Here is a 25,500-nt window from a genome sequence, read left to right as displayed (position 1 = left end):
AAATCTCCCAAAAGTTCCGGCAGGTGAGAAGCTGCCAAGTTACCTCTTAAAATAGAGAGGATTGTGGTATGTTCAATGCGATAAAAAAGATGCGTAGAACTCAGGCCATTCCGGTGCAATGTCGGCCTGCCATCCGTTCGTCAGGCCCGCAAGCGGAGCAGCCAGCACCGATTCGCCCTTCCAGACAGCAGGTGTTGCGCTCAGAGCAAGTCGGGGGCGTCCTGTTTCGCGCCATTCCGGCACCTGTCGCAACCCGTCATCGCCCAAGGCGCGGATTTCAGCACCGACAGTTGCGGGCCCGCTGACGCGCCATTTTCCATCCCATACCTCGCCGGGTGCGATCATCTGGTCCTGCACGGCCCTAAATTCCCTGCAAATCCAAACACTCTCACCTTTTGGAACCAAAAGACACCCAGCAACCGAACCGGCCCGTCCTTTCGCCAAAGCATCCATCGCTTGCCCGACCGCGGCCTGACGTGGGGGATATCCCTGTCCCACGATCCAGGCGAGAATCCCAACCAGAACACGGCGGCGGATTTCTTTGGGCAGCGCGGAGAAACCGACCCTGTCCACCTTCACGTCACTTTGAACAACCTGCGCCACGTTCCGCGCGGATTCCTGCGCAAACACCCCCAACGCCACATGTGCCTGCGCCAGATTGTCTGCCACCCGAGACAATGAAAGCGCATCAATTCCCAAGGGTTCGAGGCCGCACAGGGCGTCACGCGCCTTGATCCGGTCGAAACGTGTGTCCTGATTCGAAGGATCTTCGACCCATGACGCGCTGTTCTCAATTAAGTAGGCACGCAGGGCGTCTCGGGTCATCCCGAGCATCGGACGCAGCAGTGTCAGGCCATCCAGTTGACGACATGCCGACATGCCGGACAGGCCAGTGACACCAGAGGATCGCCCCAAGCGCATCAGCAGAGTTTCCGCCTGATCATCTGCTGTATGTCCCAAGGCGATGGCATCAATTCCACGGTCTCTTGCCCAGTTGCTCATTAAGCTATACCGCGCCTGTCGCGCTTGATCCTGCATGTTGCCGACCCCGTCCCAGCCCGCCCAACGCAACGTCTCGTGCGACAGACCCAAGGCAGAGGCCTGCCGAGATACACTCTCAGCCTCCTGTGCAGCCTCGGGCCGCAACCCATGATCAACGGTAACGATAAAAAGAGTAGTCGTTTGGGTCTGTGCGACCTCATGCAACAGATGCATCAGGGCCACGGAATCCCCGCCGCCCGAGACCGCTACACCCAATTTGCGCGGCAAGTTTTCGGGCAACCGGGCGCGAAGTTCTTCAAGCAACTTGTCGGAGTGACGGCTCAAGAACACCCCAACGCGGACATCTCTTGTGTAGCATTGGCAAACGCCGGTGCAGAAGGAAAGCGCACACCAACTTCGTTGAGCGTGATGCAGGCCTGATCGGTCTGCCCCAGACGCCCCAGCGCTGCGCCCAGTTCATACAAGGCCTCTGGTGCAAATGCGCCCTCAGAATCGCCAGTGAAGCTGGCCAAAAACGCACGTGCCGCTTCGCGAGTATCGCCAAGACCTTCCAGCGCATGACCACGTTTCAGATTGGCCTCAGGGGCAAGGGGACTGCCGGGATAGGATGTTTCGAATTGCGCAAGCAGGTCAGCCGCAGTCTGAAATTCGCCATCAGCCAAAGCTTTTGAGGCCGCGTCAAAATCCTCACGCTCACCAACGGCCAGCTCACCCTGATCCGATGACGGGGGTGTTACAACGTTTACCGGACCTGTTTCCGTGGTCGCTGCGTCACCACCCAGCGTTGAGGTCTCTTCCAGCGTCGACAAATCTCCGCCTTCCAATTCGACCAGCCGGAATTCCAGATCACCAATGCGATTGGTGCCGTCGGTAACAATATTCTGCACCCGCTGGTTCAACTGTTCTGTTTGACGGGTCAGGCGCTGCAATTCGGCCTCAATGGCATCGACCCGTTCCAGGATCGAACTGCCGGACAGGTTCGGTGCGGGCGATCCCGTGGTGGAAAACTCGCGCTTCAGACGCTGAACCTCCACATGCAACACAGTCAGCTCCTGACGAATATCCGCCAGGGTCTGCTGATCCTGTGCCTGTGCAACACCAGCAGTCGTCATGACCGCCGCCAAAACCCATCCTGTAATACGCATCGTCTTACCCCAGAGTTGAACCGGTCAGCACAGTCACCGCGCGGCGGTTCTTGGAATAGCATTCCTCAACGCTGCAAATCTCGATCGGACGTTCCTTGCCATAGCTGACAGTGTTGAGGCGGTTACCCGCAACTCCACGCGAAATCAGGTATTCGCGCGCGGCGTTCGCCCGGCGCGCACCCAGCGCCAGGTTATATTCGCGCGTGCCCTGCTCATCTGCGTGCCCTTCGATGGTGGCCACAAAGTCCGGATTGGCCAACAGCCATTCTGCCTGCCCTTGCAGCACGGTTTGCCCTTGCGTCGAGAGGGTCGACTGATCAACAGCGAACAGAACACGGTCGCCAACAGTCTGCTGGAAATACGCAGGCGAACGCGGGTCGCTCGGCGAACCCGGTACGATTGCGCCGGTTCCACCTGCACCACCGCCCCCCAATGCGGAGGGGTCATTGTTTGCACAGGCAGCGATCACACTCAGCGCGCCCAGCGCCAGGACTTTGCTCAATACGTTCATTTCAAGTGCCTCGTGTTTTGATTATTGCCGCCTGTCTATCACAGGCGCGATTCGTTGTGAACTTTGCTGCGATCAATTCTGCAAGGGCCCCCATGACGGGTCGCTGCCACCATCCGGCGTGCGCACCGGGCGCAGGTTTCGACCCGATATATCCACAGAATACAGCGAGGCACGGCCGCTCGCCCCCTGCGTTTCGCGGGTGAACATGATGACGCGGCCATTGGGCGACCAGGTAGGGCCTTCGTCGAGGAACGATGCCGTCAATAACCGCTCTTCCGATCCGTCTGTTCGCATGACGCCGATATGGAACCGGCCTTTATTCTGCTTGGTAAAGGCGATCAAGTCGCCGCGCGGTGACCAGACGGGTGTGCCATAGCGCCCCGCGCCAAAGCTGATCCGCGTCGCCTCACCCCCGTTTGCGGGCATTACATAAAGCTGCGGCGTGCCGGAACGGTCGCTCTCAAAAACAATCAGACTGCCATCCGGGGAATAGCTGGGCGCTGTCTCGATCGCGGGAGTGTTGGTCAGGCGCGTGCTTTGCCCTGAGGCCAGATCCATCTTCCACAGATCCGTGTTACCGCCCTGAATAAGCGAGTACACGATCGATCGCCCATCCGGCGAGAAGCGGGGCGAAAAGCTCATAGTGCCTTCCCGGGTCTTGAGTTCCTGCCGTTTGACGCGTCCTACATCCAGAACATAGATGCGTGGGCTGCCGCTTTCGTAGCTGGTATAAAGCAGCCGGTCCCCTGTCGGCGAAAAGCGCGGTGCAAGCACGATGGCAGAACTGTCAGTCAGGTACTGCACATTCGCACCATCATAGTCCATGATTGCCAACCGCTTGAGGCGCTGATTTTTGGGACCGCTTTCCGATACAAAGGCCACGCGGCTGTCGAAATAGCCACCTTCGCCCGTGATCCGGCTATAGACCTGATCAGCCACCTTATGCGCCATACGGCGCCAGCCTTCGGTCGTGCCTGCCAGTTGCAGGCCAGTGCCCAGTTCTTGACCCGAGAACACATCCCAAACACGGAACCGGACCGTCAATCGCTTGCCCGAGACATTGACCGCTCCGGTGACCAGCGCATCGGCATTTATCGCTTTCCAATCGGCGAATTGAACCGGCGCTTCAAAACTGCTGACCCGACTGATGAATGCATCCGATGAGATTTCACGGAACAACCCCGTCCCGGTCAGGTCCTCCGCCACCACGCGCGAAATATCCTGCGCATATTGCGCGGCAGAGGGGCCATCGGGCACAAAACTGGGAACCGCAAAGGGCAAAGGTTCGATAATACCCTGATCCAGCTCCAGTCGCAGAGGGCTGTTCTGGGCATAAACCGGCGCGGACATCAGCGTCAGGCCGACAAAGAGGTTGGTCAGAAGTTTCATCATTTGATCCGCATCCTCTCGGGATTGAATGTAATCTCAACATCCTGCCACTGAGCGTATTTGTCAGCAGGCAGGTCATATCCTTTGGCCCCGCAGCGTAAAATTGCACGCCGGGCGGCCTGATAAGCCTGATTAGCAGCACCAGAGGACCCGCCGGAACTGTCCAGCATCCGAATACTGCCATCTACAACTGTACCATCTCGGTTCAGCGAAAACGCGACAACAACCACTGTACTCAGCGCATCCGTGGACAGTGAACCCACGTTCCAGCACCTGGACACGGCCAGTCGCATTGCATCCTTCTCACCGCTGGTGAGCGGTGGGCCCGAGGGTTCGGTGCCTGCACCCAAAGCCTCAGCCAAGGCGTCGTTGATCGCGGTCTCATCAGCCTGCGCCGCAGGTTCCGGAGCCGCCTCGGGCGTTTCTGCAATTTCCGGTTCGGGTGGCGGACTGGGCCGGTTGGGGCGCGTGCGCGGGCGAGGCGAACTGAGCAGAGGCTCCTTAGTCTCTTCCGCTTCGGTTACAATCTCAGGCGCGGCCTCTTCCGGTGCAGTCTGGTCTTGCTGCTCCTGCTGCACCTCAGCACCCTCATCCAAGGACACAGGAGGTGTTTCAAACTCATCCGGCTTTGCCTCGGGCGGTGCCGGAGCAATCGCTTCGGGCGCGACACGGTCAGCGGGACGTGGCTGCGCCTCGGGTTCTGGCTGCACGGGCTGTGCAACAGGTTCCACCTCCGGCTCGGTCAACAAGGGCGGTTCTTCCGGAAGCTCGGGCTCTGGCGGGGCTTCGACGATAACGGGCGCGGGTTCAGGGTCGGGTTCTGCAGGCACCACGGGTTCGGGGCGCGGCTGTTCCTCAACCACCGGTTCCGGCGGTCTGGTTTCGGTCTGCTCGGGCTCGGGCGGTTGTTGCAAAGCGGCCGGCACCTCGGAAACATCAGGCGCATCGCGCTGCGCAGTCATGGCTGCAAACTGTTCAGCGGTAATCACGGAGACATCCTGTACGGCCATCGGCAACGGCTCGGACCGAAAGGTACCACCCAAAAGTGCCACGCCAATCAGACTGACATGCGCAATCGCCGAAATCTTGGTGCCGGTATCCACCGCGCGACCTCACTCTCCACCTTCGTCCAGCGTTGGCCCGCCGGTATCGGTCACAAGGCCAACGTTGGAAAACCCGCCCGCGTTCAGCGCGCCCATGACCTGCATAACCTGCGCGTAGGGAATCGCGCCATCAGCGCGCAGGAACACCCGGTCACTGCTTCGCTCTGCCGCAATCGCCCGCAGCTTGCCAATCAACTCTTCGCGCAGCACATCAGTCGTCTGGATTTGTACCCGGCCCTCTGCGGTCAGGGTCACAGTCAAAGGTTCTTCGTTGTCACCAGGCAATGCGCTGGCTGCGGTCTTGGGCAAATCGACTGGGACACCAACCGTCAGCAACGGTGCCGCGACCATGAAGATGATCAGCAACACCAGCATGACGTCCACAAACGGCGTCACGTTGATCTCGGCCATCGGCTGCGCGCGACCACGCCGCCGCCCGCGTCTGCGCCCGTTTCCACCTGACGACTGCTGAACCGCGGCCCCCATCGTCAGCTGTCCAACTGGCGTGACAGGATAGTGGCGAACTCATCGGCAAACGCCTCGTACCCGCCTACAATCCGGTCGCTATCGGCGCTGAGCTTGTTATAGAAAATGACGGCCGGAATAGCAGCCAACAAACCCAACCCCGTAGCCAGAAGCGCTTCGGCAATACCGGGAGCGACAACGGCCAGATTGGTATTCTGCTGCTCGGCAATCTCGATAAAGGCGTTCATGATGCCCCAGACGGTGCCGAACAGACCAATGAATGGTGCGGTCGAGCCCACCGTGGCCAAAATGGGCAACCCTTTCTGCAAGGTTTCGGCCTCTTTCGCGATGGCTACATCCATCGAGCGATCGATCCGCGCGGTTGCTCCGGCGATCAGTCCACCATCATTTCGGTGTGACCTGCGCCACTCGATCATGCCTGCGGCAAAAATCTTTTCCGAGCTGCCGTCCGGTTGTGTTCCGGTCTGATCGAACAGTTCATCCAAAGGGTTGCCCGACCAAAAACTTTCATCAAACACCAGCGCCTCACGCCGTGCGGCCCGATAGTTGATCAGCTTTTGGATGATGATCCCCCAGGACCAGATGGAGGCACCGATCAGCATCAGCATCACCAATTTGACCACAAAGGTCGCGCGGGCATACAGCCCCCACATGGAGAAATCGATCTCCTGCGCCAGCGCCAGCGTTTCAGCTTCCATGAACCTGCTCTTTGTTTTTGCCTGACGGCCGTTCGTTTGGCCTTGTTTTGCCAAACGCTAACGCAGTTGGGGTTGAAATGCCAACAGAACCACCTCTGGCCTGCAAATTGTTACATCAATGCGCGAATCTCTGCCGGAAGACGGATCGGCTTGCCGTCCTTGTTGATGCACACAGCCGTGACCGAAGCGCGGAAAATTTCGGTCTCACCACGTCGCACCAGTTGCGCCATCGTCAGGCGCACACCAGAGATTTCAGTCACTTCGGTTTCAACGATCAACTCGTCATCGAACTTGGCAGGCGAAAGGTATTCGGCCTCTACCCTCCTGACGACCCACACAACTCCCTCTTCCCGCATTGCGTTCTGATCATTGCCCAGATTGCGCACCCAGTCCGAACGCGCGCGTTCGATATACCGCAGGTAATTCGCGTGATAGACAACACCGCCCATGTCGGTGTCTTCGTAATAAACACGAACCGGGTATGTGTGTTTCATTGCGGAGGCTCCAGCCGGGCGAACAACCTGAGCGCATGAGACGCATCCTGCGCCGCCCCCGGCAAGACCGGATCATATGCAGCCCGGATCAGAGCGGCAATGTCGGGGCGCAGGATCGTCGTCTCACCCGCGACAGCCAGCGGCGATTGCGTCCGAAAGGCTGTATCGGACCAAAGCAGAACAGTCTGAACCACCTGGCTTAACGCAAGAGTTTCCGCCGGAACTTTGGACAATTCCCGATCCATTCGCAGAAACACAAAGGATGCACGGATTGCGCCATCTTCTTCGAACCGGAATATGCGGTACTGATTGGCATCTGCTGCCACCAGACGTTCGACCAAAGGCTCAAGATCCGGGACCAACCGATCCAGATCAGGCACTTCCAGCAGTTCTTGCCAGTCCCGGAAAAAGAAGACCATGCAATTGGCGCCAAGCTCGGGATCGGTCTCGGCCATCTTATGTCCAGCCAGAGTGACAACGGCCTCAAATGCGCCTTTCACCGTGGCCATCGTCTTGTCTTCGACGCCAAACACGATCGGCACGATGGGCCGCGCCCAACGGGCAATCAGAAACTCGCCGCTCTCGCGCGTGAACAGCGCCTTGATCTCTTCCGGTGTCACGCCCAGCCCTTCATCTTTTCAAAAATACTCTCGCCGAAGGCTTAGAATCTCTGGGCGCAGGCTTCAACCAAACAGATCACTTTGACGCTTAGGCGCTGCCATCCCCAAATGCGTCCAAGCCTTTTGTGCCAACATCCGTCCACGCGGGGTTCGCTGAATCAATCCCTGCTGCAAAAGATAGGGTTCGATCACTTCTTCCAGCGAGTCGCGGCTTTCAGACAAGGCGGCCGACATCGTTTCGATCCCGACGGGACCACCACCGTAATTCTCGGCGATCAATTTCAGATACCGGCGGTCCGCCCCATCCAGCCCCAGATGGTCCACACCCAGCCGCGTTAAGGCTCCGTCAGCCAGTTCCCGGGTAATCCGACCGTCGCCTTCAACGATAGCGAAATCCACCACGCGCCGCAGCAACCGCCCCGCAATCCGGGGTGTGCCGCGTGACCGGCGCGCAATCTCGCGCGCGCCGTCAGTATCCGCAGGCGCGCCCAGCTTCCGCGCGTTGCGGGTGACGATCTCGTGCAATTCATCCACGGTGTAGAACAGCAATCGAGTGGGAATACCGAACCGGTCGCGCAGAGGCGTTGTCAGCAATCCCATCCGCGTGGTGGCCCCCACCAGCGTGAACGGCTGCAATTCAATCCGCACGGTTCTGGCCGCAGGTCCTTCGCCGATCACCAGATCCAGCTCGAAATCCTCCATCGCGGGATAAAGCACCTCTTCCACCGCCGGGTTCAAACGGTGGATTTCATCGATGAAAAGCACATCGCGCTCTTCCAGATTGGTCAGGATTGCCGCCAGATCGCCCGCCTTGGCCAGAACCGGACCAGAGGTCATGCGGAAATTCACCCCCAACTCGCGCGCCATGATCTGCGCCAGGGTCGTCTTGCCCAATCCCGGAGGACCATGGAACAAGGCGTGGTCCATCGCTTCACCACGTTGCCTGGCAGATTGGATGAATATGCGCAGGTTGGCCCGCGCCTCGGCCTGACCGATGAACTCGTCCAGCCCCTGCGGACGCAAGGCGCGGTCGTTGTCCTCGGGCAAAGGGTCCGGGCGCAGGGTGGGATCAGCATCTACCATTCACTTACCCTTTCGGAGCCAGAAGTCTGAGCGCGGCTCGGATCAGATCAGTCTCGCCTGCCTCTGGTTGGCTGGCAGCCGCCTCGGCCACAGCTGCTGCTGCGTCAGACGGCCCATATCCAAGATTGGCCAAAGCCGACAAAGCCCCGGCAGATGCGGCAGCCGCGCCGGATGGCGGTTTCGCAGACCGTTTTGGCGCAGGCGAGGGTTCGGCCAGTTCCACAACCTCAAGCTCGGGGCCATCCATGGCCTCAGTCACAGTTCCGCCCATGGCCATGACCCCCGGCGCCTTGTCCTTGAGGTCCAACACGATCCGCTGCGCCGTTTTAGGCCCCACACCTTTGGCCGCCTTGACCGCTCCCCAATCCCCCAAAGCGATAGCGCGGCTAACGCCATCCGGCCCCAAGGCGCTGAGGATTGCCAAAGATACCTTTGCACCGACGCCCTGGACCGAGCACAAAAGGCGATGCCATTCTTTCTCGACCAGGGAGAGAAAGCCATAAAGCTGCATCAGGTCTTCCCGCACAACCATGTCGGTGTAGATCGAGACCGCCTCGCCCACGCCCGGCAACGCCGCCATCGTCCTGTTGGAACAATAGACGATATAACCCACGCCCCGGACATCGATCAGAACATGATCCGCCGCGCGGTAATCGAGCCGTCCAGTCAATTTGCCGATCATACCCGCACCTCTTTCACACGCGCCTGTTGCGCCTTTCCGTAATAGGCATGGCAGATCGCAATCGCCAGCGCATCTGCGGCATCGGCCCCTTTTGGCGAACAGCCTGGCAATTGCAGTTTGACCATATGGATGACCTGCTCTTTCTCGGCGTGGCCGACGCCGACTACGGTCTTCTTCACTCGGTTGGGCGCGTACTCCCCCACCGGCAATCCAGCCTGCGCCAGTGTCAACAACGCGACCCCCCGCGCCTGGCCCAGCTTGAGCGTACCCGCCCCGTCCTTGTTCACAAATGTCTGTTCAATGGCGGCCTGATCCGGCTGATGATCGGCTATCACTTCGACAATCTGGTTGTGCAGAGACAGCAGGCGCTCACCCAGATCGTCCCCATCCGACTTGCACAATCCATTGGCCACATGGCTCAGGCGGCTGCCATTTGATTCGATGACGCCCCATCCCAGGGTCCTAAGCCCCGGATCAATGCCCAGAATTCGCATGTTTTGCCTCGGCCTGCTCGGGTTCTGTGATCTTTTTTCAACGCCTAGCACGAAGCGTGAACATTTTCCAAGCGAATTGACCCGAAGTCTGAAAACGACACACCTGTCCTTAGCGCGACTTCGGAGCACATTTGCGACCTCGGGAATGTCTGAAAGCGGCACCTACATTAAGGCATTTTTACCAATTATTTAAGGGGATTTCAGCCTCGTGAAGCATTGCAAAAAATGCATAGGACAATTGCAAAAAAATGAACTTGTACAAGCGAAATGGCGGCACTAGATGGCGGTCAGATCGCAAGATTGCAAAGTGAACACAAACCAGAAGGAAACAGGATATGGCTGCACTGGACACTACCCGCATCGCTACCACCGGCTCGTTTGGCCTCGTTGGCCGTATCGGCGCTTTTTTCGTATCGGCGGTAAACGCCGCAATCGAATGGAATGACGCCCGCGTAACCCGCAACGCGCTGACTGATCTGTCCGATCGCGAGCTTGAGGATATCGGACTGTGCCGTGGCGACATTGATGTCATTGCTCAGGGTCGGTTCTAAAACCAACCACTACTCACATATGCCCCTTCCTCCTCCCTTGAGGGGCAAAACAGAAACACCGCGCGCCCCAAGGCACGCGGTGTTTTTTTACTTCAAAAGCTTGATCAGTAGAGAAGCTTGTTCATCTGAACGGACAGCGCCTGCGATACCGGGTCGATCTGCATGACCCAAGCACCGGCTTTCTCAACTGATGTGCCCTCGTTCAGACTGTCGATTCGATATTGGTATCCTGTTGGCCCCAGGTGAGACAAAAGAAACGCTTTGAATGCAAAAAAGGCCAGAAGCGTCAGCAGCAACACTTTTACAGGCACAGCCGAACTGACACGCTGCGGCCGCATTACCACCAGACCATCCTTGCGCAATGTGGCGCGATAGCCCCGGCTCATCTTCTGATGCTTCTTGTTCAGGCGATTTACGCGCTGATCGAACTCCAGTTGTTTTCCCGTCATGGCAGCCTCCAAAAACCGCCCCCCTCGACTTTGATCAGAAAACGGTAAATAGAGATTGCGACAAAATCGTGGCAAAATTCCACAAAACTCCTGTAAATGGCCTAATTTACGCCCTGTTTGGTTAAGATTAGGGTCGTCCATTCACCAATCTCACCCTTATGAGTAAGATTGAACTCGTTCTGAGAGTAAACTGAAACCACGTCATCAGCTTGTTCGTTAAGGATTCCCGACAGGATCGCACACCCTCCCGGACGCAGATTCGCAGCGATTTCGGGTGACAACGCCACCAAGGGGCCTTTCAGGATATTAGCAAAGATCAGATCGTATGGGGCGTGCGCCTTTAGGTCGGGATGGTCGAAACCTGCGGCTTCAACACACTGAACCACACCGGACATACCGTTGGCTTTCAGGTTGGCCTCGGCCACATCGACGGCCACTTCGTCGATATCACTAGCAATGACATCGCCGTCCCAGACGCGCGCCGCCGCCATGGCCAGAACAGCGGTACCGCAGCCAATATCGGCCACTTTCGACGCGGTGAAGCCGTCGTCCAGCAATCGGTCCAGTGCTTTGAGACAGCCGAGCGTCGTGCCGTGATGTCCGGTGCCAAAGGCCATTGCGGCCTCGATCAGCAATGGAATGCGGCCGTCTGGCAGCTTGTCGGCATCATGACTGCCGTAAACAAAGAACCGGCCCGCTTCGACGGGCGCAAGCTCGCGCCGAACATGCGCAACCCAGTCGGTTTCAGGCAGTTCAGAGACGACAAATGGCTTCGCCTCGAACGCTGCGGCAAGAACAGCCAGTGCGGTCTCGTCTGGGCCTTCGGTAAAATAGCCGCCCACTTCCCAAAGGCCCGAGCCGTCTTCGACCTCGAATACGCCAACGCCTGTGGGCTCCGGCTCCAAACGCTCCATCGCTTCGCCCAGACCTTCGGCGGCCTTTTTACCTGTCAACGTGGTCAGCGCGGTGAATGTGGGCATCGGGGCCTCCTGTCTCAGTTGGCACAGCGCCTAGGACGCCGCGCCGCGAAGGTCAAGCCGCCCGGCCTATTCCGCAGGGGCCGGAGCGTACTTGGTCAGGACGGTCTCATTGCCCGGCTCGGGATGGCGTGGAATCAACAACGACAACAGCAGCGAAACAATTGCCATCGCCGCAGCCAAACCAAACACTGCGCCCGGCGAAACAACCCAAAGCAGGCCCAGCAGTGCAGGCAGGAACACAGCTGCAATGTGGTTGATTGTGAATGCAACCGCAGCTGTCGGTGCGATGTCTGCAGGGTCGGCGATTTTCTGAAAGTAAGTCTTCAAGGCCAACGCCAGAGCAAACAGCACATGGTCAATCACGTAGAGAATCGCTGCCAGCAGAACGCCCCAGCCGAACCAGTAGATCCCTCCATACGCCGCGAACACGATTGCCAGACCCGTGTATTCAAAAATCAGCGTCCGTCGTTCACCAAACTTTGCCACAGCTTTTCCCAGCAAAGGGGCGGCCATAATGTTGATCATCAGGTTGATCAGATAGAGGCTGGTCAACTCATGCACTTCAAAACCGAACTTTTCGACCATCATGAACCCGGCAAAGACGACAAAGATCTGCCGCCGCGCGCCAGCCATGAATTGCAACGCGTAATACAGCCAATACCGGCGACGCAGGATCAGTTTCTTGGTCTGCGGTGTGGGCGCATCGAATTGCGGATAGGCAAACAAGCAGAACAATGCCAGCAACGCGGTTACACCACCCGCAGCCATGAAGACAAAGTTATAGGACAGATCGAACCGATCCCAGGTCAGAACGATCAGCCCGTAGACCACCATTGTCGCCGCCGATCCCATTGCGACCAGCCACCCCAAAACCTGCGGCGCACGGTCCTTGGGCAGCCACTGCAATTGAAGCGACTGGTTTACGGTCTCGTAGTAGTGAAACCCGATCGAGCTGAACAGGGTTACGAACAGCAACCCGCCAAGGCTGGGAAACCACGCGGTCACAGCCGTGGCGACCCCAAGCATCATCAGCGAGATCATCGCCAGCACCTGTTCGCGCATGAACATAATGACGGCAATCACGCCAACCGCCAGAAAACCCGGAATCTCGCGTACCGTGTGCAGAAGCCCGATATCTGCTCCGTCAAAATTCGCCACTTCGATGACGAAATTGTTCAGCAAAGCGCTCCACGCGTTGAACGCGATCGGCATGATCATGGCCATCATGAACAAGAGCGTGATGGGACGGCGCCAGAACGGAAGGCTCTGCGCCTCGTTAAGGGGCATGGGTTTCAGCATATTGGTCCTCTACGCCCATTTCAGCGCTTTGGCGAGAGGGAAGCCGTTAGCGCACAGCCACCCTGCGCTGATGCAGAGATCAATAAAAGCTCTGCGGGTCGATATCGACAGTCAGTCGGATGTCACCTTTCAGACGCAAAGGCGCGATCCAGCGGGCAATGGCGTCCTGAATCGGCGCGCCTTTCGGGGCTTTGACCAGAAGGCGCACCCGGTGCCGCCCGCGAATACGTGCAATCGGCGCTGGTGCAGGTCCGAAGACTTGTCCCCCTACATCTCGCACGGGTGCATCATTACGCGCCATCGCGTTGCCTATGTCAAAGACCGGGCCAACCTCTGGACCCGACAGAACGATCCCGGCCATGCGACCATAGGGGGGGACCCCGGCCGCTTGCCGCCCGGCGGCTTCGGCTTTCCAGAACCCTTCCTCATCGCCGGACAGGATGGCCCGGATCACCGGGTGTTCCGGTTGGAACGTCTGTAACAACGCCTGCCCCGGCTTATCTGCCCTGCCAGCGCGCCCTGCCACTTGGCGCATCAGTTGAAACGTCCGCTCTGCTGCGCGCAGATCAGCGCCATGCAATGACAAGTCAGCATCAATCACGCCGACTAATGTGAGTTTGGGAAAGTTATGCCCTTTAGCGACCAACTGAGTGCCGATAACAATGTCGGCATCCCCGGAAGCGATTTCTTCAATCTTTGCTTTTAAAGCCCGCGCTGAACCAAAAAGATCAGAGCTGAGCATAGCGATGTTAGCGTCCGGGAAAATTGTCTCGGCCTCTTCGGCCAACCGCTCAATTCCTGGCCCAACTGGAGCCAATTTACCCTCAACCCCGCAGGATGGGCAGGTGTCGGGCATCGGCTTTGTCTCGCCGCATTGGTGGCACATCAGGCGTTTCAGAAACCGATGTTCAACCATCCGCGCGTCGCAATGATCGCAAGCGATCTGTTCGCCACAAGCCCGGCATAAGGTGACGGGCGCATAGCCGCGGCGATTTATGAACAGCAGCGACTGTTCGCCCTTCTCGACCCTCTGCAGCACCGCCTGTCGCAGGGACGGGGAAATCCATGTCCCGGGCTGCATCTGCTCGGCCCGCATATCGATGGGTTTCATCTCGGGCAGCACCGCCGCGCCGAAGCGCGAGTTCAGGTCTACCCGTTCATACTTGCCCGCTTCGGCATTGGCCCAGCTCTCCAGCGAGGGTGTTGCACTGGCCAGAATCACCCGCGCGCCACAAATGGCCGAGCGCAGAACTGCCATATCGCGCGCACTGTAATGCACGCCGTCTTCCTGCTTGTAAGAGGTGTCATGCTCTTCATCGACCACCACCAGCCCCAAGTCGCGGAACGGCAGAAACAGTGCCGACCGCGCCCCCACGACCAGTTGCGCATCCCCCTGCCCGACCATCCGCCAAACCCGGCGGCGTTCCGTCATGGTCGCGCCCGAGTGCCACTCGGCTGGCCGCGCACCGAACCGCGCCTCGACCCGGGTCAGGAATTCAGCAGTCAGCGCAATTTCAGGCAGCAAGACCAAAGCTTGACGTCCCATCCGCAGCGCCTCGGCGACGGCTTCCAGATACACTTCGGTCTTGCCCGAACCCGTCACACCTTTCAGAAGTGTTGTGCCGTAGCCACCTGTCTGCTGTCCAACCTGCAACCGTTCCACAGCCTCCGCCTGATCTTCGGTCAGATCTTTGCCCGGCAGGTTCGGATCAAGATGCGGGTACGGCAGATCACGCGGACTGTCCTCTTCCCGCACTGCGCCTTGTTTGACCAACCCTTTGACAACAGACGAAGTCACGCCTGCCTGCTCGGCGAGCTCTTTCAAGGTAAAGGCGAGCCCACCATAATCGCGCAAAACCCCTAGCACACGGGATCGCGCATCGGTCATCCGGTCCGGCTCACCGCTGCCAAGGCGATAAACCTTACGCATCGACGGCGGGTCGCCCAACCCCGGCGCACGGGTTGCCAAACGCAACATCGCTGGCATCGGCGTCAGCGTGTAGTCGGCCACCTTTCCAAGAAACACGCGCATTTCTTCACGCATCGGCGCGGCCTTAAGCACCCGGATCACAGACCGCGCCTTATTCAGATCAAAGCCACCCTGCCCCGGCCCCCAGACGACGCCCAGCACCTTGCGCGGCCCCAAAGGCACTTCGACAAACGCACCCAGAAAGCAACCGCCTTCGGGCGCCTTATAGTCCAGCGTCCGGTCCAATGGCTGGGTGGTGAGCACTGCCACCAGCTCACCTTGGTCGAAATACTCCTGAGTGCTCACCACATGTCCTTTGCAGGGGGTTTCAGCATGTCTCTCTTTGGGGTAAAGCCATCCGCGACCAAGGCCAACCCATCAAAGGACTGCCCTCATGAAATTCTTCGTAGACACCGCCGAGATCGACGCCATCGCCGAACTGAACGATCTGGGCATGGTGGACGGCGTAACCACCAACCCTTCGCTGATCCTGAAATCGGGCCGCGACATTCTGGAAGTGACCAAAGAGATCTGTGATCTGGTCGATGGTCCGGTATCGGCAGAGGTTGTTGCAACCGAAGCTGACGACATGATCGCCGAAGGCCGCAAGCTGGCCAAGATCGCGCCGAATATCGCCGTAAAAGTCCCACTGACCTGGGCCGGCCTGAAAACCTGCAAAACGCTCAGCGACGAAGGTCAGATGGTAAACGTGACCCTGTGCTTTTCGACCAATCAGGCATTGCTGGCCGCAAAGGCAGGCGCAACATTCATCTCGCCCTTCATCGGCCGCCTGGACGACATCAACCTCGACGGTATGGATCTGATCGCCGACATCCGTCAGGTTTACGACAACTATGGTTTTGAGACCGAAATCTTGGCCGCGTCGATCCGCACGGTGAACCACGTGACCGACAGCGCTCGCGTCGGTGCCGATGTCATCACCGCCCCGCCTGCCGTCATCAAAAAGCTGGCCGACCACCCCCTGACCGACAAAGGTCTGGAAACCTTCCTGGCCGATTGGGCCAAGACCGGTCAGAAAATCCTCTGATCCCGCGCAAGACCGCGCGGCGCCGTCAGGCACCGCGCCCGGCCCCGGCCCCGTGCCTGATTTGTGATCAGGCATCGCGGGCGGGAGCCTCTTCGCCACAGCACTCAAGGAAATCCACCTTTGCGTGCATTTTTTCCAAGGCAAAACCGGTCCGGCATGTTATAAACCGCTCAACAAAAAAAGACCGGACGGGACATGAGCAGCAACCCCAAACTCGAGGATAACCTCCGCGCGGCGATTCTGGCTGAGCCTGACGTCGTGCTGGACGACAAGGATCTGATGCAGGCGCTGGTAAGTGCCAATGAACGCGCACGCGGCGACAATGTGATCGATCTGCGTGGCATCGCCATGCAACGGCTTGAGGCGCGGTTGGACCGGTTGGAAGATACCCACCGGTCTGTGATTGCGGCGGCTTACGAAAACCTGGCAGGCACAAACCAGGTGCATCGCGCCATTCTGCGCCTGCTGGAGCCGGTTGAGTTCGAAGATTTCCTGCGCGCGCTTGGCTCGGACGTAGCTGATATTTTGCGCGTTGATCACATCACTTTGGTTCTTGAAACTACCGTGGTTCAGGACGACCCTGCGGTCGACAAGCTGGGCGGCGTTCTTACAATTGCGGAACCCGGCTTCATCGACCAATACCTGACCATTGATCGCGGCGGCCCGGCCCGCGACGTCACGCTTCGCGAGGTTCATCATCCGAACCGGCGTATTTTTGGCGCGCTTGCAGATCAGTTGCGGTCCGAAGCGTGTCTGAAGCTTGACCTTGGCCCCGGTCGTTTACCGGGAATGATCGTCATGGGCGCTCGGAATCCGCGGCATTTCACGCCGCAGTTGGGCACCGATCTTCTGAGCTTTTTCGCTGGCGTGTTCGAACGCTCGATGCGCCACTGGCTGTCGTGAGTTTGATCTCACCCGCCTGCCGCGACGCGCTGCAGCATTGGCTGGACAGCCTGGGTGCGCTGGCGGGACGGTCCGAGAACACGCAAACAGCCTATCGCGGCGATGTGACCGAGTTCCTGTCGTTCATGACACTGCACCATGCCGAACAGCAGGGTTTGAAAGCACTGGAACGGATCACCGTATCAGACATGCGCGCCTGGATGGCAGATCAACGCAGCGCGGATGTCAGTGCGCGATCACTGGCACGCAAGCTTTCAGCCGTCAAAAGCTTCTACCGCTGGCTGGCTGAACGCGAAGGCTTTGAACCCACCGCTGTCCTGTCCACGCGCGCGCCGAAATTCACCAAGAAACTGCCGCGCCCTTTGGCCGAAGACGCCGCCCGCGCCATGATCGAAACGGTCGAGCTGCAATCCCTCTCGGATTGGGTTGCCGCGCGGGATGTGGCGGTGGTCACGTTGCTTTACGGGTGCGGATTGCGCATATCCGAAGCGCTGTCGCTGACTGGCGCGGACGCACCTTTACCCGCCAGCTTGCGTATCATCGGCAAAGGCGACAAAGAGCGGATCGTACCGGTGCTTCCTGCCGCCCGTGAAGCCGTCGACCGATACGTGCAACTTTGCCCTCACCCGCAGGAACTGAGCGCGCCTTTGTTCCGCGGTGTCCGCGGCGGGGCGTTGAACCCACGTGCGATACAGGGCGTCATGGCCAAAGCCCGAATGCAATTGGGCCTGCCCGCAACCGCAACGCCCCACGCCATGCGACACAGCTTTGCTACGCATCTGCTTTCGGCCGGAGGAGACCTGCGCGCCATTCAGGAACTGCTGGGCCACGCATCGCTTTCAACCACCCAAGCCTATACCGCCGTGGATACTGCACGGTTGATGGAGGTCTACAATCGTGCGCATCCCAAAGCTTGATGCAAACATCGGTCAGAAACGCGGGGCTTTTGGTTTGCATCTCTGGTGTGCATCCGTCATGACGCTTGTATGACACTCAGATTCAAAGCTCTTTCCGTCCATCTCTTCACTGCAACAGGCGCCGTGTTTGCCATGCTCGCAATGCTGGCCGCCGTCGAAGAAAAATGGAGCCTTATGTATCTTTGGCTGGTTGTCTCATTCGTTGTGGACGGCATCGACGGCCCTCTGGCGCGTCATTATCACGTAAAGCACAACGCGCCCGAATTTGACGGTGTGCTGCTGGATCTGATTATCGACTACCTGACTTATGTGTTCATACCGGCCTTTGCCCTCTTCAAGTCGGGGCTGATGGACGGTTGGACTGGATGGTTTGCGATCATCGTCATAACTTTTGCCAGCGCGATGTATTTCGCGGACACCCGGATGAAGACTAAGGACAACTCCTTTTCCGGTTTTCCGGGATGCTGGAACATGTTTGTTATCGTAATCTTCGCGCTCGAACCGAATTTCTGGATAATTTTGCTGCTGGTCACACTGCTTTCACTCGCAATGTTCTTGCCGCTGAAGTTTGTCCATCCCGTGCGCACCGAACGCTGGCGCAGTCTGACCCTGCCCATGGCACTGGCGTGGACGTTCTTTGCCGGTTGGGCGGCCTGGGTGGATTTTCATCCGGAAAGCTGGGCGCACTGGGGTCTGGTGATCACCAGTCTGTATCTGACCTTTGCAGGCATCGCGCAGCAGATCATACCACAGCGCCGCGTCTGACGCAGCGCCGCCAGCAATCCAGTTACATGACATCCTGCACCTCGAACTCGGTGCCGTTATGGGTAAAGACATCGCCCTCTTGCAAGCCCACCATGGCCAGATAAATCGGGCTTTGGGTTGAAATGCCCATATAGGTCTTTCCATCCACCTCGAACCGGGTGGTCGAAACGCACACGACAAATCTGCGATTGTTGAACTTGATCACTGCGCCGGGCTGAACCGTGTCAGTCAGGCTGAAATCGGTGTTTTCAATCACGTCGATCTTGGCGTGATGCGCGTGCACGGGTGCGTCAAACGCAGCCGCAAGGTCAGCGTTCTCGCGCGAAGCGGCGAGGTCATCCTTGTCGTGACCTTCCCGGTCGTCCAGTTGAGCATCCTTCAAAAACGCATCGTAATGCGCCTGCGCTGTTGCAAGCTCTTGCGCTTCAAGTGACATCAGCCTGTCAATGACAGCCTTCTTTCGGGCGGTGCGATCTTGATCAGTGGTCATTCAATGCGGTCCTTCAAATTCAACAACACATATATGGTGTGCCCACCGCTGACGGATTGCAACCGAATTTCACGGATCAGATCAAAAGGCCGGCAGCCCCTTCATGACGCAACAGGGCCACTTTGGTCTCGACCCCACCTGCTCCGGAAAAGCCACCCAAACTCGTCGCGGACAGCACTCTGTGACACGGGATGATCACCGGAATCGGGTTTGCGCCGCAAGCCTGCCCGACTGGTTGCGCAGGTTGTCCCAACTCTTTTGCGATATCGCCGTATGTCCGGGTTTCGCCAAGCGGAATGGCGTACATCAGGTCGCAAACCTGTTTCTGAAACATCGACCCGTGTACATGATACGGCAAGTCGAACCTGTCGAGTCGTCCGTCGTCATACGCCTTCAACTGCGCGGCAGCTTCGCGCAACAGATCCGTCGGCTCTCCCACGTCCTGGCCATCCCAGACCAGACGTGTGAGGGCTCCGTCCGTTTCTTCGACACCCAGACGTCCAAATTGGGTTTCTACGGCAATCATTGACATAGGCGCAGCGTTTCAGATCGCTAAAGCTGTTGCAAGTCAGGAAAGAAAAACCCCCAGCCGATGGGCTGAGGGTAAAAGTTAGCAGAGTGCTTCGTTGCAGCGGCTACACACACCCGGATGGGTGTGGCGGCCAACGTCGGGCAGGATTTTCCAGCAGCGCTGACATTTCTCGCCTTCGGCTTTTTCAAAGACCACCGCAACGCCTTCGATTTCCGGTACGCGGAACGCCTCGGCCGGGGCCGGATCGCCGGTCACGGTCAGACCTGAGGTGATGCACATGTCGTCCACGTCGAACGTGGCCAGCAGATCACGGGTTTCACCATCTTCGACATGCACAATCGGTGCCGCTTCGAGGCTGGAGCCGATGACCTTATCCTGACGCTGGATCTCAAGCGCGGCAGTTACCGCACGGCGCACGCGGCGCACCTTGGCCATGTTGGTTTCCAGTTCAGCATCGCGCCAGTTGGCGGGTGTTTCCGGGAAATCCACCAGATGGACCGAGCTGTCATCTCCCGGGAAGCGTTCCAGCCAGACCTCTTCCATCGTGAACACCAATACTGGGGCCAGCCAGGTGGTCAGGCGGTGGAACAGAATGTCCAGAACGGTGCGCGACGCACGTCGGCGCAGACTGTCGCCATCGCAATACAGCGCATCTTTGCGAACGTCGAAATAGAAAGACGACAGATCGACCGTGGCAAACGTAAACACGGCACTGAACACGCCCTGGAAGTCGAAGGACGCATAGCCTTTGCGCACTTGCTCATCCAGTTCGGCCAGACGGCTAAGCACCCAGCGTTCCAAACGCGGCATATCCTCGGGTGCAACCCGGTCCGCCTCGGTGAAATCGGCCAATGATCCCAGCATGAACCGCATGGTGTTGCGCAGACGGCGATAGCTGTCGGCGGTGCCCTTCAGGATCTCAGGTCCGATCCGTTGGTCAGCGGTATAGTCGGTCTGCGCCACCCACAGGCGCAGAATGTCAGCGCCATATTGCTTGATGACCTCTTCCGGCACGATGGTATTGCCCAACGATTTGGACATCTTGTTACCTTTGGCATCCAGCGTGAAGCCGTGGGTAACAACGTTACGGTAAGGGGCACGACCTTTAGTGCCGCAAGCCTGCAGCATGGACGAATGGAACCAACCGCGGTGCTGGTCGGTGCCTTCCATGTAGACATCGGCAATACCGTCCTCGGTGCCGTCCACTCGGTCGCGCAGAACGAACGCGTGGGTCGACCCAGAGTCAAACCAAACGTCCAACACGTCGAACACCTGATCGTAGTCAACCGGATCTGCGATACCGTCGAGGATCTTCTCCTTGAAGCCGTCGGTGTACCAGATGTCTGCGCCATCCTGCTCGAACGCCGTCTTGATGCGGGCGTTGAGCTCTTCATTGCGCAGAAGGTAATCCGCGTCGGTGGGCAGAGCGCCCTTCTTGGTAAAGCAGGTCAGCGGCACGCCCCAGGCGCGCTGGCGGGACAGAACCCAGTCCGGTCGCGCCTCGATCATCGAATACAGACGGTTGCGACCGGTCTGTGGGGTCCACTTCACCAGCTCGTCGATGGACCGCAGCGCGCGTTCGCGGATGGTGTCACCCATTTCGCCCATGCCGTCGTCCAGCTTGCGGTCAACGGATGCAAACCACTGCGGTGTATTGCGATAAATGATCGGAGCCTTTGAGCGCCACGAATGCGGATAGCTGTGTTTGATCTTGCCACGTGCCAGCAGTCCGCCGACCTCGACCAGCTTGTCGATGACGGCTTTGTTCGCATCACCTTCGCCGCCCTTGCGGGACAGGATGTACTTGCCGCCAAAGAACGGCAGATCGGCGCGGAACGAGCCATCGTCCATCACGTTGTAGGTGATGACTTGCTCGAGCATGCCGAGATCGCGGTACAGCTCGAATTCTTCCATACCGTGCGACGGCGCGCAGTGAACGAAGCCGGTGCCTTCTGTGTCGGTCACGAAGTCGGCGACGCGGAAATCGCGGATGTCGTCCCATTCGCCGTTGCCGCCTTCGGCCCCGGCCAACGGGTGGGTCAATTGGACGCCTTCCAGCTCATCGGCAGTCACGTCACGAACACGGTTCCACTGGTCGTCGTTCAGACGCGCGCGGCCCAACACATCGGCGGCCAGATTGTCGGCCAGCAGGAACTTGTCTCCTACGCTAGCCCAGCATTCTTCTGGTGCTCCGGTGACTTCGTAGAGGCCGTAAGAGATATCCTTACCGTACACGACCGCCTTGTTTGACGGCATGGTCCAAGGGGTGGTCGTCCAAATAACTACAAAAGCGTCATCCAGATCACCCGCGTTCACGACCCTGAACTTCACCCAGATGGTGAAACTTTCCTTGTCATGATACTCGACCTCGGCCTCAGCCAGCGCGGTCTTTTCAATAGGCGACCACATCACGGGTTTTGAGCCCTGATAAAGCGTACCGTTCATCAGGAACTTCATGAATTCGTCAGCGATCACAGCCTCGGCGTGATAGTCCATGGTGATGTAGGGATCAGGCCAGTTGCCGGTGATGCCCAGACGCTTGAACTCTTCGCGCTGGATGTCGATCCAGCCCTCGGCGAACTTGCGGCATTCCTGGCGGAAATCGACGATGTTCACCTCGTCCTTGTTCTTGCCCTTCTTGCGGTACTGTTCCTCGATCTTCCACTCGATGGGCAGACCGTGGCAGTCCCAGCCAGGTACATAGCGCGCGTCAAAGCCCATCATCTGATGAGACCGCACAATCATGTCCTTGATGGTTTTGTTCAGCGCGTGGCCGATATGCAGGTGGCCGTTCGCATAGGGCGGGCCGTCGTGCAGGGTAAAGGGCGTGCGGCCCTCTTTCTCGCGCAGGCGGTCATAGACGCCGATCTCTTCCCAGCGTTCCAGCCATGCGGGTTCGCGCTTGGGCAAGCCGGCGCGCATGGGGAACTCAGTTTTGGGCAGGTTCAGCGTGTCTTTGTAATCAGGTGTTTGGGTCGTGTCGGCGCACATTGGGGGCGTCCTCAGGATGATCTTGTCGTGTGTGGATCGAAGCGGTCAGTGCGAATTCTCAAGCACCTTTGCCCGGCGTCTCGCGATATCAGAGCGCCGGGGATATAATTCGAATAATGATGGCCAGACGGTCATGCATGCGGGGCTTATAAGACGCCCGTGCCTAATGGTCCAGAGGTTCTGCCCCGTGCGGCGAATGGCGCAGTTTGGCCCAGCGGTTCAACCACGCCAGACCAGCCAGAGCAAGGCCTAGCGCCAGCAACGAGAACACCCGGATCAACCCGCCAAGACCGGCAATGTCGATCAGAAAGACCTTGGCCACGGCCAGCCCGATCACGACAAGCCCTGCCTTCCGCATCAGATCCGATCCACGGGCCAGGGATTGATAGAACAGCGCAGCTCCGATCAGCAGCAGAACCAGCGTATAGGTGTAAAGCTCGGGCTGCGTGACTCCGTTGCCTTCAAACATGCCCGCAGCGCCCTGCCAGACATGGCGGATTGTCAGACCTAACCACATGGCCGCAAGGCCCCCCGCCACAACGTAGCTTGTCATCGAGATCTGCTTGGGCATGTCCTTGATCCGCCAGACGGATCCAGCGATGATCAGCGCAGGCAGCAGATACGCAATAGCCAGCGTGTTGAGAACCGGCAGGCCGAGCACCGGATCGGCGTTTGGATTCAACAGCGGGTTTTGCTCTGACACTGCAAGCGTCAGATGGAACATGCCATGCGCCACAAAAAACGCCGCCAACACGTAACGCGCATAGTTCAGCTTGCCACCCAACCCGAATCTCTGAATTTGAGCAAAGGCCAGCAGCAGCCAGATGACCGCCAGCAGACCCAGACCCCAATGGCTGTTGTCGGCGCCGCCTTCTCCAAACCCTTCAAGCCAGCGCAGCAGCAACAGGGACAGCAGAATGCCGCCCGTCGCCCAAGCTGCGCTTTCCAACAGCAATGACGCCACCGGGCGTTGCAAGGGGCGCAACACCCACCAGCCCGCCACAAATCCCAGCGTGGCCGAGCCGTAAACAAGTGTCATCTCCGGCACCGGGGCCGAATTTGCCCAATCCAGTCCCGGATCAAGCACCAGTCGAACGGTAACGGTGAAGACACCGGCCCAGATGAACCAGCTCATCGGGGGTAAAGTGAACCTGCGGTCCAAAGCTGCTGCCACAACAACGCTGGCAACCAACGCCACCGTCAGCGCCGCCGCGCTGAGCACGATAACGCAGGCAAAGACCAGACAGGACAACGCAGACAAAGTGGCCAGCGCAGCACGCATCCGGTCCTCTCCGTCGACACGTGCAAATCGTTCCGCAAGAACCACCATCAAGACGGCCAGCGCGACTGCGTGCAAAGCCCAGGGGTATGCTCCGATCACAGAGGCCGGGTGCCAGCCGACCTCCAACCCGATGGCCATTATGGGGGCATACAGAGCGGCCCCTCCGGCCCAGATCGCGCGAAACTTGCTTGCTTTCGCAGACCGCCACGCCATCAGGATCGAGATCAATGCCCCTAACGCGACCAGCACCGTGATGACCATCGGATAATCAGCCTCAGCCGTTTCCGCATAGGTGGCGGCAAAACTGCGAAAAACTGCGCCGTGATCAAGCCCATGCACCAGGACGTAGAACACAAGCCCAACCGCGGGCAGGACGGTCAAGTCCTGAAGCGCGGGTGCATCCCTGGCCCAAAGCAGCAGGGCCAGCACAAGTGCAGTCAGCAAGGTAACGCCCAGCCAGAACTCGGCTGTCGAATCCGCCCAATGCCAGGCCAAAATCGCCGAACTTACTGCGATGGCTCCGGCGGCCAGTCTGGTTGGAAAATCCGGCCATGGGCGCGCTTTTGGATGACGGATCATCTGAGAGATCATAGGGCCCGAATGATCCGGCCAGATGCGCCGCGTAGGAATGGCGGTCACCAACAGCGCCAGTATCAAGGCGGCGATCAGATAACCCGGTTCCGTGTTGGGAGCGCCCATTACCAACAACAAATTCGCTGAATAGGACCCGAATACAGTCAGAACCGACACCCACGCCCAGCGCCGCACCGTATCGATGCCCAGCCCCAAAACGGCAACCAGAAGGAAATAGGCATAAAGCCACGAGGGGTCCTCGGACGAACCGCCGACCATGAAGGGGGCAGCTAATGCTCCGATCAGACCAACCGCCGCCAATAGCGGGCCATGGAACCACCCCAGAACAAGCCCAATCAAAGCGACGGCAACCATCCCAACCAACGCCGCCTCAGCACCGATCAGATCGTACAGTTGGCGCGCGGCCAGAATGGCTCCGAAGAGGGTGACAAGCCCGGCCCCGGAAAAGACAGAGGGCAAATAGGCAGTTGTCGCGTCCTCGTCATCGCCGAATTTCCGACGCAAGACTTCACCCGCCACGATCAGAAGCGACCCGAACCCAAGCGCCGCGAATACGCGAGCCACCGGAGGCAGCAATCCGTTTTCAACGCCGTATTGCACAAGGAAGATTCCGGCCAAGGCCAGCGACAAGGCTGAGACTACATAAAACCAGTTTTCGCGCAACCAAGCGCCTAGTGCTGCAAAACGGTCATGATTGAATACGTAGGCAGGTGAAGACACATCCGTCGTTTCAACTGAAGCTTCATCTTCCTGCCGTTTGGGCGCGGCCCAAGGGGCGGGCCTGCGGGCTTCCTTCTCTGCTGCAGACTGAAGATCGGATGCCTTTTCAACCGAGCCCTCAGAGACCACCGCATCACCTGAAGACAGGGCTGAAATCTGCGCTTCCAGATCTGCCACGCGACGGTGCAACCGGGTCTGCCTAACCAACAGCACAACCAGAGTCACCGGGATTGCCAGAACAATCAGCCCAACAAGAACAAGTAGCGATTCCAACACGGTCTCCGATCTTTGTCTTGTGGCAAG

General features: G+C 58.7%; 25 protein-coding genes. 5 read left to right on the top strand and 20 right to left on the bottom strand.

Annotated elements, in window-relative coordinates; all coding sequences use genetic code 11:
- Positions 1–72: 72 nt before the first annotated feature.
- The 12 genes from tilS to ruvC all read right to left on the bottom strand — a co-directional run bounded on the left by tilS (position 73) and on the right by ruvC (position 9,707).
- The gene (gene tilS / locus AC2FJZ_RS00790; protein ID WP_496775739.1) at positions 73–1,332 is read right to left on the bottom strand and encodes a tRNA lysidine(34) synthetase TilS; all 1,260 of its coding nucleotides are present in this window, start codon (positions 1,330–1,332) and stop codon (positions 73–75) included.
- A complete protein-coding gene (gene ybgF / locus AC2FJZ_RS00785; protein WP_496667539.1) occupies positions 1,323–2,147 on the bottom strand; it encodes a tol-pal system protein YbgF in 825 nt (274 codons plus the stop codon). Before ybgF ends, tilS begins: the two co-directional genes overlap by 10 nt.
- Before the next feature lie 4 nt (positions 2,148–2,151).
- Positions 2,152–2,658 carry a peptidoglycan-associated lipoprotein Pal gene (pal, locus tag AC2FJZ_RS00780; RefSeq protein ID WP_496667540.1) on the bottom strand — a complete coding sequence of 169 codons (507 nt, stop codon included), beginning with the start codon at positions 2,656–2,658 and terminating at the stop codon, positions 2,152–2,154.
- A 72-nt stretch (positions 2,659–2,730) separates the two neighbouring features.
- Positions 2,731–4,050 (bottom strand): Tol-Pal system beta propeller repeat protein TolB, encoded by a 1,320-nt coding sequence (gene tolB / locus AC2FJZ_RS00775; RefSeq protein ID WP_496775737.1) that lies wholly within the window; start codon positions 4,048–4,050, stop codon positions 2,731–2,733.
- The gene (gene tolA / locus AC2FJZ_RS00770) at positions 4,047–5,150 is read right to left on the bottom strand and encodes a cell envelope integrity protein TolA (protein WP_496775736.1); all 1,104 of its coding nucleotides are present in this window, start codon (positions 5,148–5,150) and stop codon (positions 4,047–4,049) included. Before tolA ends, tolB begins: the two co-directional genes overlap by 4 nt.
- A gap of 9 nt (positions 5,151–5,159) precedes the next feature.
- The gene (tolR, locus tag AC2FJZ_RS00765) at positions 5,160–5,636 is read right to left on the bottom strand and encodes a protein TolR (RefSeq protein ID WP_050603166.1); all 477 of its coding nucleotides are present in this window, start codon (positions 5,634–5,636) and stop codon (positions 5,160–5,162) included.
- A gap of 2 nt (positions 5,637–5,638) precedes the next feature.
- On the bottom strand, positions 5,639–6,334 hold the full coding sequence (gene tolQ / locus AC2FJZ_RS00760; protein ID WP_050603165.1) for a protein TolQ: 696 nt from the start codon (positions 6,332–6,334) through the stop codon (positions 5,639–5,641).
- A 110-nt stretch (positions 6,335–6,444) separates the two neighbouring features.
- On the bottom strand, positions 6,445–6,828 hold the full coding sequence (ybgC, locus tag AC2FJZ_RS00755; RefSeq protein ID WP_496667543.1) for a tol-pal system-associated acyl-CoA thioesterase: 384 nt from the start codon (positions 6,826–6,828) through the stop codon (positions 6,445–6,447).
- Entirely contained in the window at positions 6,825–7,448 is a 624-nt protein-coding gene (locus AC2FJZ_RS00750) for a hypothetical protein (RefSeq protein WP_496775735.1), read from the bottom strand. The genes ybgC and AC2FJZ_RS00750 overlap by 4 nt, the downstream gene beginning before the upstream one ends.
- Before the next feature lie 63 nt (positions 7,449–7,511).
- Positions 7,512–8,531, bottom strand: coding sequence for a Holliday junction branch migration DNA helicase RuvB (gene ruvB, locus AC2FJZ_RS00745; protein WP_050603162.1), 1,020 nt, complete (start codon positions 8,529–8,531; stop codon positions 7,512–7,514).
- Positions 8,532–8,535: 4 nt separating this feature from the next.
- Entirely contained in the window at positions 8,536–9,213 is a 678-nt protein-coding gene (gene ruvA, locus AC2FJZ_RS00740; RefSeq protein ID WP_496775734.1) for a Holliday junction branch migration protein RuvA, read from the bottom strand.
- A complete protein-coding gene (gene ruvC, locus AC2FJZ_RS00735) occupies positions 9,210–9,707 on the bottom strand; it encodes a crossover junction endodeoxyribonuclease RuvC (RefSeq protein ID WP_496775733.1) in 498 nt (165 codons plus the stop codon). The genes ruvA and ruvC overlap by 4 nt, the downstream gene beginning before the upstream one ends.
- 335 nt (positions 9,708–10,042) lie before the next feature.
- Here ruvC and AC2FJZ_RS00730 point away from each other — a divergent pair, with 335 nt between their 5' ends.
- Positions 10,043–10,258 carry a DUF1127 domain-containing protein gene (locus tag AC2FJZ_RS00730; RefSeq protein ID WP_496775732.1) on the top strand — a complete coding sequence of 72 codons (216 nt, stop codon included), beginning with the start codon at positions 10,043–10,045 and terminating at the stop codon, positions 10,256–10,258.
- Between the two features lie 104 nt (positions 10,259–10,362).
- Here AC2FJZ_RS00730 and AC2FJZ_RS00725 read toward each other — a convergent pair whose 3' ends face one another.
- The 4 genes from AC2FJZ_RS00725 to AC2FJZ_RS00710 all read right to left on the bottom strand — a co-directional run bounded on the left by AC2FJZ_RS00725 (position 10,363) and on the right by AC2FJZ_RS00710 (position 15,261).
- Complete coding sequence (locus AC2FJZ_RS00725; RefSeq protein ID WP_496667548.1) at positions 10,363–10,707, bottom strand: hypothetical protein; 345 nt, start codon at positions 10,705–10,707, stop codon at positions 10,363–10,365.
- 101 nt (positions 10,708–10,808) lie between these two features.
- A complete protein-coding gene (locus AC2FJZ_RS00720) occupies positions 10,809–11,687 on the bottom strand; it encodes a 50S ribosomal protein L11 methyltransferase (protein WP_496775731.1) in 879 nt (292 codons plus the stop codon).
- Between the two features lie 66 nt (positions 11,688–11,753).
- On the bottom strand, positions 11,754–12,986 hold the full coding sequence (locus AC2FJZ_RS00715; protein ID WP_496775730.1) for an MFS transporter: 1,233 nt from the start codon (positions 12,984–12,986) through the stop codon (positions 11,754–11,756).
- A 79-nt stretch (positions 12,987–13,065) separates the two neighbouring features.
- On the bottom strand, positions 13,066–15,261 hold the full coding sequence (locus AC2FJZ_RS00710) for a primosomal protein N' (protein ID WP_496775729.1): 2,196 nt from the start codon (positions 15,259–15,261) through the stop codon (positions 13,066–13,068).
- A gap of 88 nt (positions 15,262–15,349) precedes the next feature.
- Here AC2FJZ_RS00710 and fsa point away from each other — a divergent pair, with 88 nt between their 5' ends.
- From fsa to AC2FJZ_RS00690, 4 genes are all read left to right on the top strand, one after another.
- Positions 15,350–16,003 carry a fructose-6-phosphate aldolase gene (gene fsa, locus AC2FJZ_RS00705; RefSeq protein WP_496667552.1) on the top strand — a complete coding sequence of 218 codons (654 nt, stop codon included), beginning with the start codon at positions 15,350–15,352 and terminating at the stop codon, positions 16,001–16,003.
- A 195-nt stretch (positions 16,004–16,198) separates the two neighbouring features.
- Complete coding sequence (locus AC2FJZ_RS00700; protein ID WP_050603154.1) at positions 16,199–16,906, top strand: DUF484 family protein; 708 nt, start codon at positions 16,199–16,201, stop codon at positions 16,904–16,906.
- A complete protein-coding gene (locus AC2FJZ_RS00695) occupies positions 16,903–17,823 on the top strand; it encodes a tyrosine recombinase XerC (RefSeq protein ID WP_496775728.1) in 921 nt (306 codons plus the stop codon). Before AC2FJZ_RS00700 ends, AC2FJZ_RS00695 begins: the two co-directional genes overlap by 4 nt.
- Before the next feature lie 69 nt (positions 17,824–17,892).
- Positions 17,893–18,588, top strand: a complete 696-nt coding sequence (locus AC2FJZ_RS00690; RefSeq protein ID WP_496667554.1) for a CDP-alcohol phosphatidyltransferase family protein — start codon at positions 17,893–17,895, stop codon at positions 18,586–18,588.
- A gap of 22 nt (positions 18,589–18,610) precedes the next feature.
- Here AC2FJZ_RS00690 and AC2FJZ_RS00685 read toward each other — a convergent pair whose 3' ends face one another.
- From AC2FJZ_RS00685 to AC2FJZ_RS00670, 4 genes are all read right to left on the bottom strand, one after another.
- On the bottom strand, positions 18,611–19,078 hold the full coding sequence (locus AC2FJZ_RS00685) for a hypothetical protein (RefSeq protein WP_496775727.1): 468 nt from the start codon (positions 19,076–19,078) through the stop codon (positions 18,611–18,613).
- Positions 19,079–19,154: 76 nt separating this feature from the next.
- Complete coding sequence (locus tag AC2FJZ_RS00680; RefSeq protein WP_496775725.1) at positions 19,155–19,610, bottom strand: methylated-DNA--[protein]-cysteine S-methyltransferase; 456 nt, start codon at positions 19,608–19,610, stop codon at positions 19,155–19,157.
- Between the two features lie 78 nt (positions 19,611–19,688).
- Positions 19,689–22,601: an isoleucine--tRNA ligase gene (ileS, locus tag AC2FJZ_RS00675; RefSeq protein ID WP_496775724.1), complete on the bottom strand. Its 2,913-nt coding sequence runs from the start codon at positions 22,599–22,601 to the stop codon at positions 19,689–19,691.
- A 163-nt stretch (positions 22,602–22,764) separates the two neighbouring features.
- Complete coding sequence (locus AC2FJZ_RS00670) at positions 22,765–25,470, bottom strand: DUF2339 domain-containing protein (RefSeq protein ID WP_496775723.1); 2,706 nt, start codon at positions 25,468–25,470, stop codon at positions 22,765–22,767.
- Positions 25,471–25,500: the final 30 nt, after the last annotated feature.

The sequence above is a fragment of the Ruegeria sp. CDSA079 genome, assembly GCF_059612245.1.
Note: the sequence above shows the minus strand (reverse complement) of the source record. Positions and strands in the feature narration are given on the sequence as shown.

What these genes read in the sequence shown, in the direction of transcription:
- tolQ (WP_050603165.1), bottom strand. Translation starts at nt 6,334, where the DNA reads ATGGAAGCTGAAACGCTGGCGCTGGCGCAGGAGATCGATTTCTCCATG.
- ruvC (WP_496775733.1), bottom strand. Translation starts at nt 9,707, where the DNA reads ATGCGAATTCTGGGCATTGATCCGGGGCTTAGGACCCTGGGATGGGGC.
- AC2FJZ_RS00690 (WP_496667554.1), top strand. Translation starts at nt 17,893, where the DNA reads ATGACACTCAGATTCAAAGCTCTTTCCGTCCATCTCTTCACTGCAACA.
- ybgF (WP_496667539.1), bottom strand. Translation starts at nt 2,147, where the DNA reads ATGCGTATTACAGGATGGGTTTTGGCGGCGGTCATGACGACTGCTGGT.
- tolR (WP_050603166.1), bottom strand. Translation starts at nt 5,636, where the DNA reads ATGGGGGCCGCGGTTCAGCAGTCGTCAGGTGGAAACGGGCGCAGACGC.
- AC2FJZ_RS00685 (WP_496775727.1), bottom strand. Translation starts at nt 19,078, where the DNA reads ATGACCACTGATCAAGATCGCACCGCCCGAAAGAAGGCTGTCATTGAC.
- ybgC (WP_496667543.1), bottom strand. Translation starts at nt 6,828, where the DNA reads ATGAAACACACATACCCGGTTCGTGTTTATTACGAAGACACCGACATG.
- ileS (WP_496775724.1), bottom strand. Translation starts at nt 22,601, where the DNA reads ATGTGCGCCGACACGACCCAAACACCTGATTACAAAGACACGCTGAAC.
- ruvA (WP_496775734.1), bottom strand. Translation starts at nt 9,213, where the DNA reads ATGATCGGCAAATTGACTGGACGGCTCGATTACCGCGCGGCGGATCAT.
- AC2FJZ_RS00725 (WP_496667548.1), bottom strand. Translation starts at nt 10,707, where the DNA reads ATGACGGGAAAACAACTGGAGTTCGATCAGCGCGTAAATCGCCTGAAC.
- AC2FJZ_RS00680 (WP_496775725.1), bottom strand. Translation starts at nt 19,610, where the DNA reads ATGTCAATGATTGCCGTAGAAACCCAATTTGGACGTCTGGGTGTCGAA.
- AC2FJZ_RS00700 (WP_050603154.1), top strand. Translation starts at nt 16,199, where the DNA reads ATGAGCAGCAACCCCAAACTCGAGGATAACCTCCGCGCGGCGATTCTG.
- AC2FJZ_RS00715 (WP_496775730.1), bottom strand. Translation starts at nt 12,986, where the DNA reads ATGCTGAAACCCATGCCCCTTAACGAGGCGCAGAGCCTTCCGTTCTGG.
- tolB (WP_496775737.1), bottom strand. Translation starts at nt 4,050, where the DNA reads ATGATGAAACTTCTGACCAACCTCTTTGTCGGCCTGACGCTGATGTCC.
- ruvB (WP_050603162.1), bottom strand. Translation starts at nt 8,531, where the DNA reads ATGGTAGATGCTGATCCCACCCTGCGCCCGGACCCTTTGCCCGAGGAC.
- pal (WP_496667540.1), bottom strand. Translation starts at nt 2,658, where the DNA reads ATGAACGTATTGAGCAAAGTCCTGGCGCTGGGCGCGCTGAGTGTGATC.
- fsa (WP_496667552.1), top strand. Translation starts at nt 15,350, where the DNA reads ATGAAATTCTTCGTAGACACCGCCGAGATCGACGCCATCGCCGAACTG.
- AC2FJZ_RS00720 (WP_496775731.1), bottom strand. Translation starts at nt 11,687, where the DNA reads ATGCCCACATTCACCGCGCTGACCACGTTGACAGGTAAAAAGGCCGCC.
- AC2FJZ_RS00730 (WP_496775732.1), top strand. Translation starts at nt 10,043, where the DNA reads ATGGCTGCACTGGACACTACCCGCATCGCTACCACCGGCTCGTTTGGC.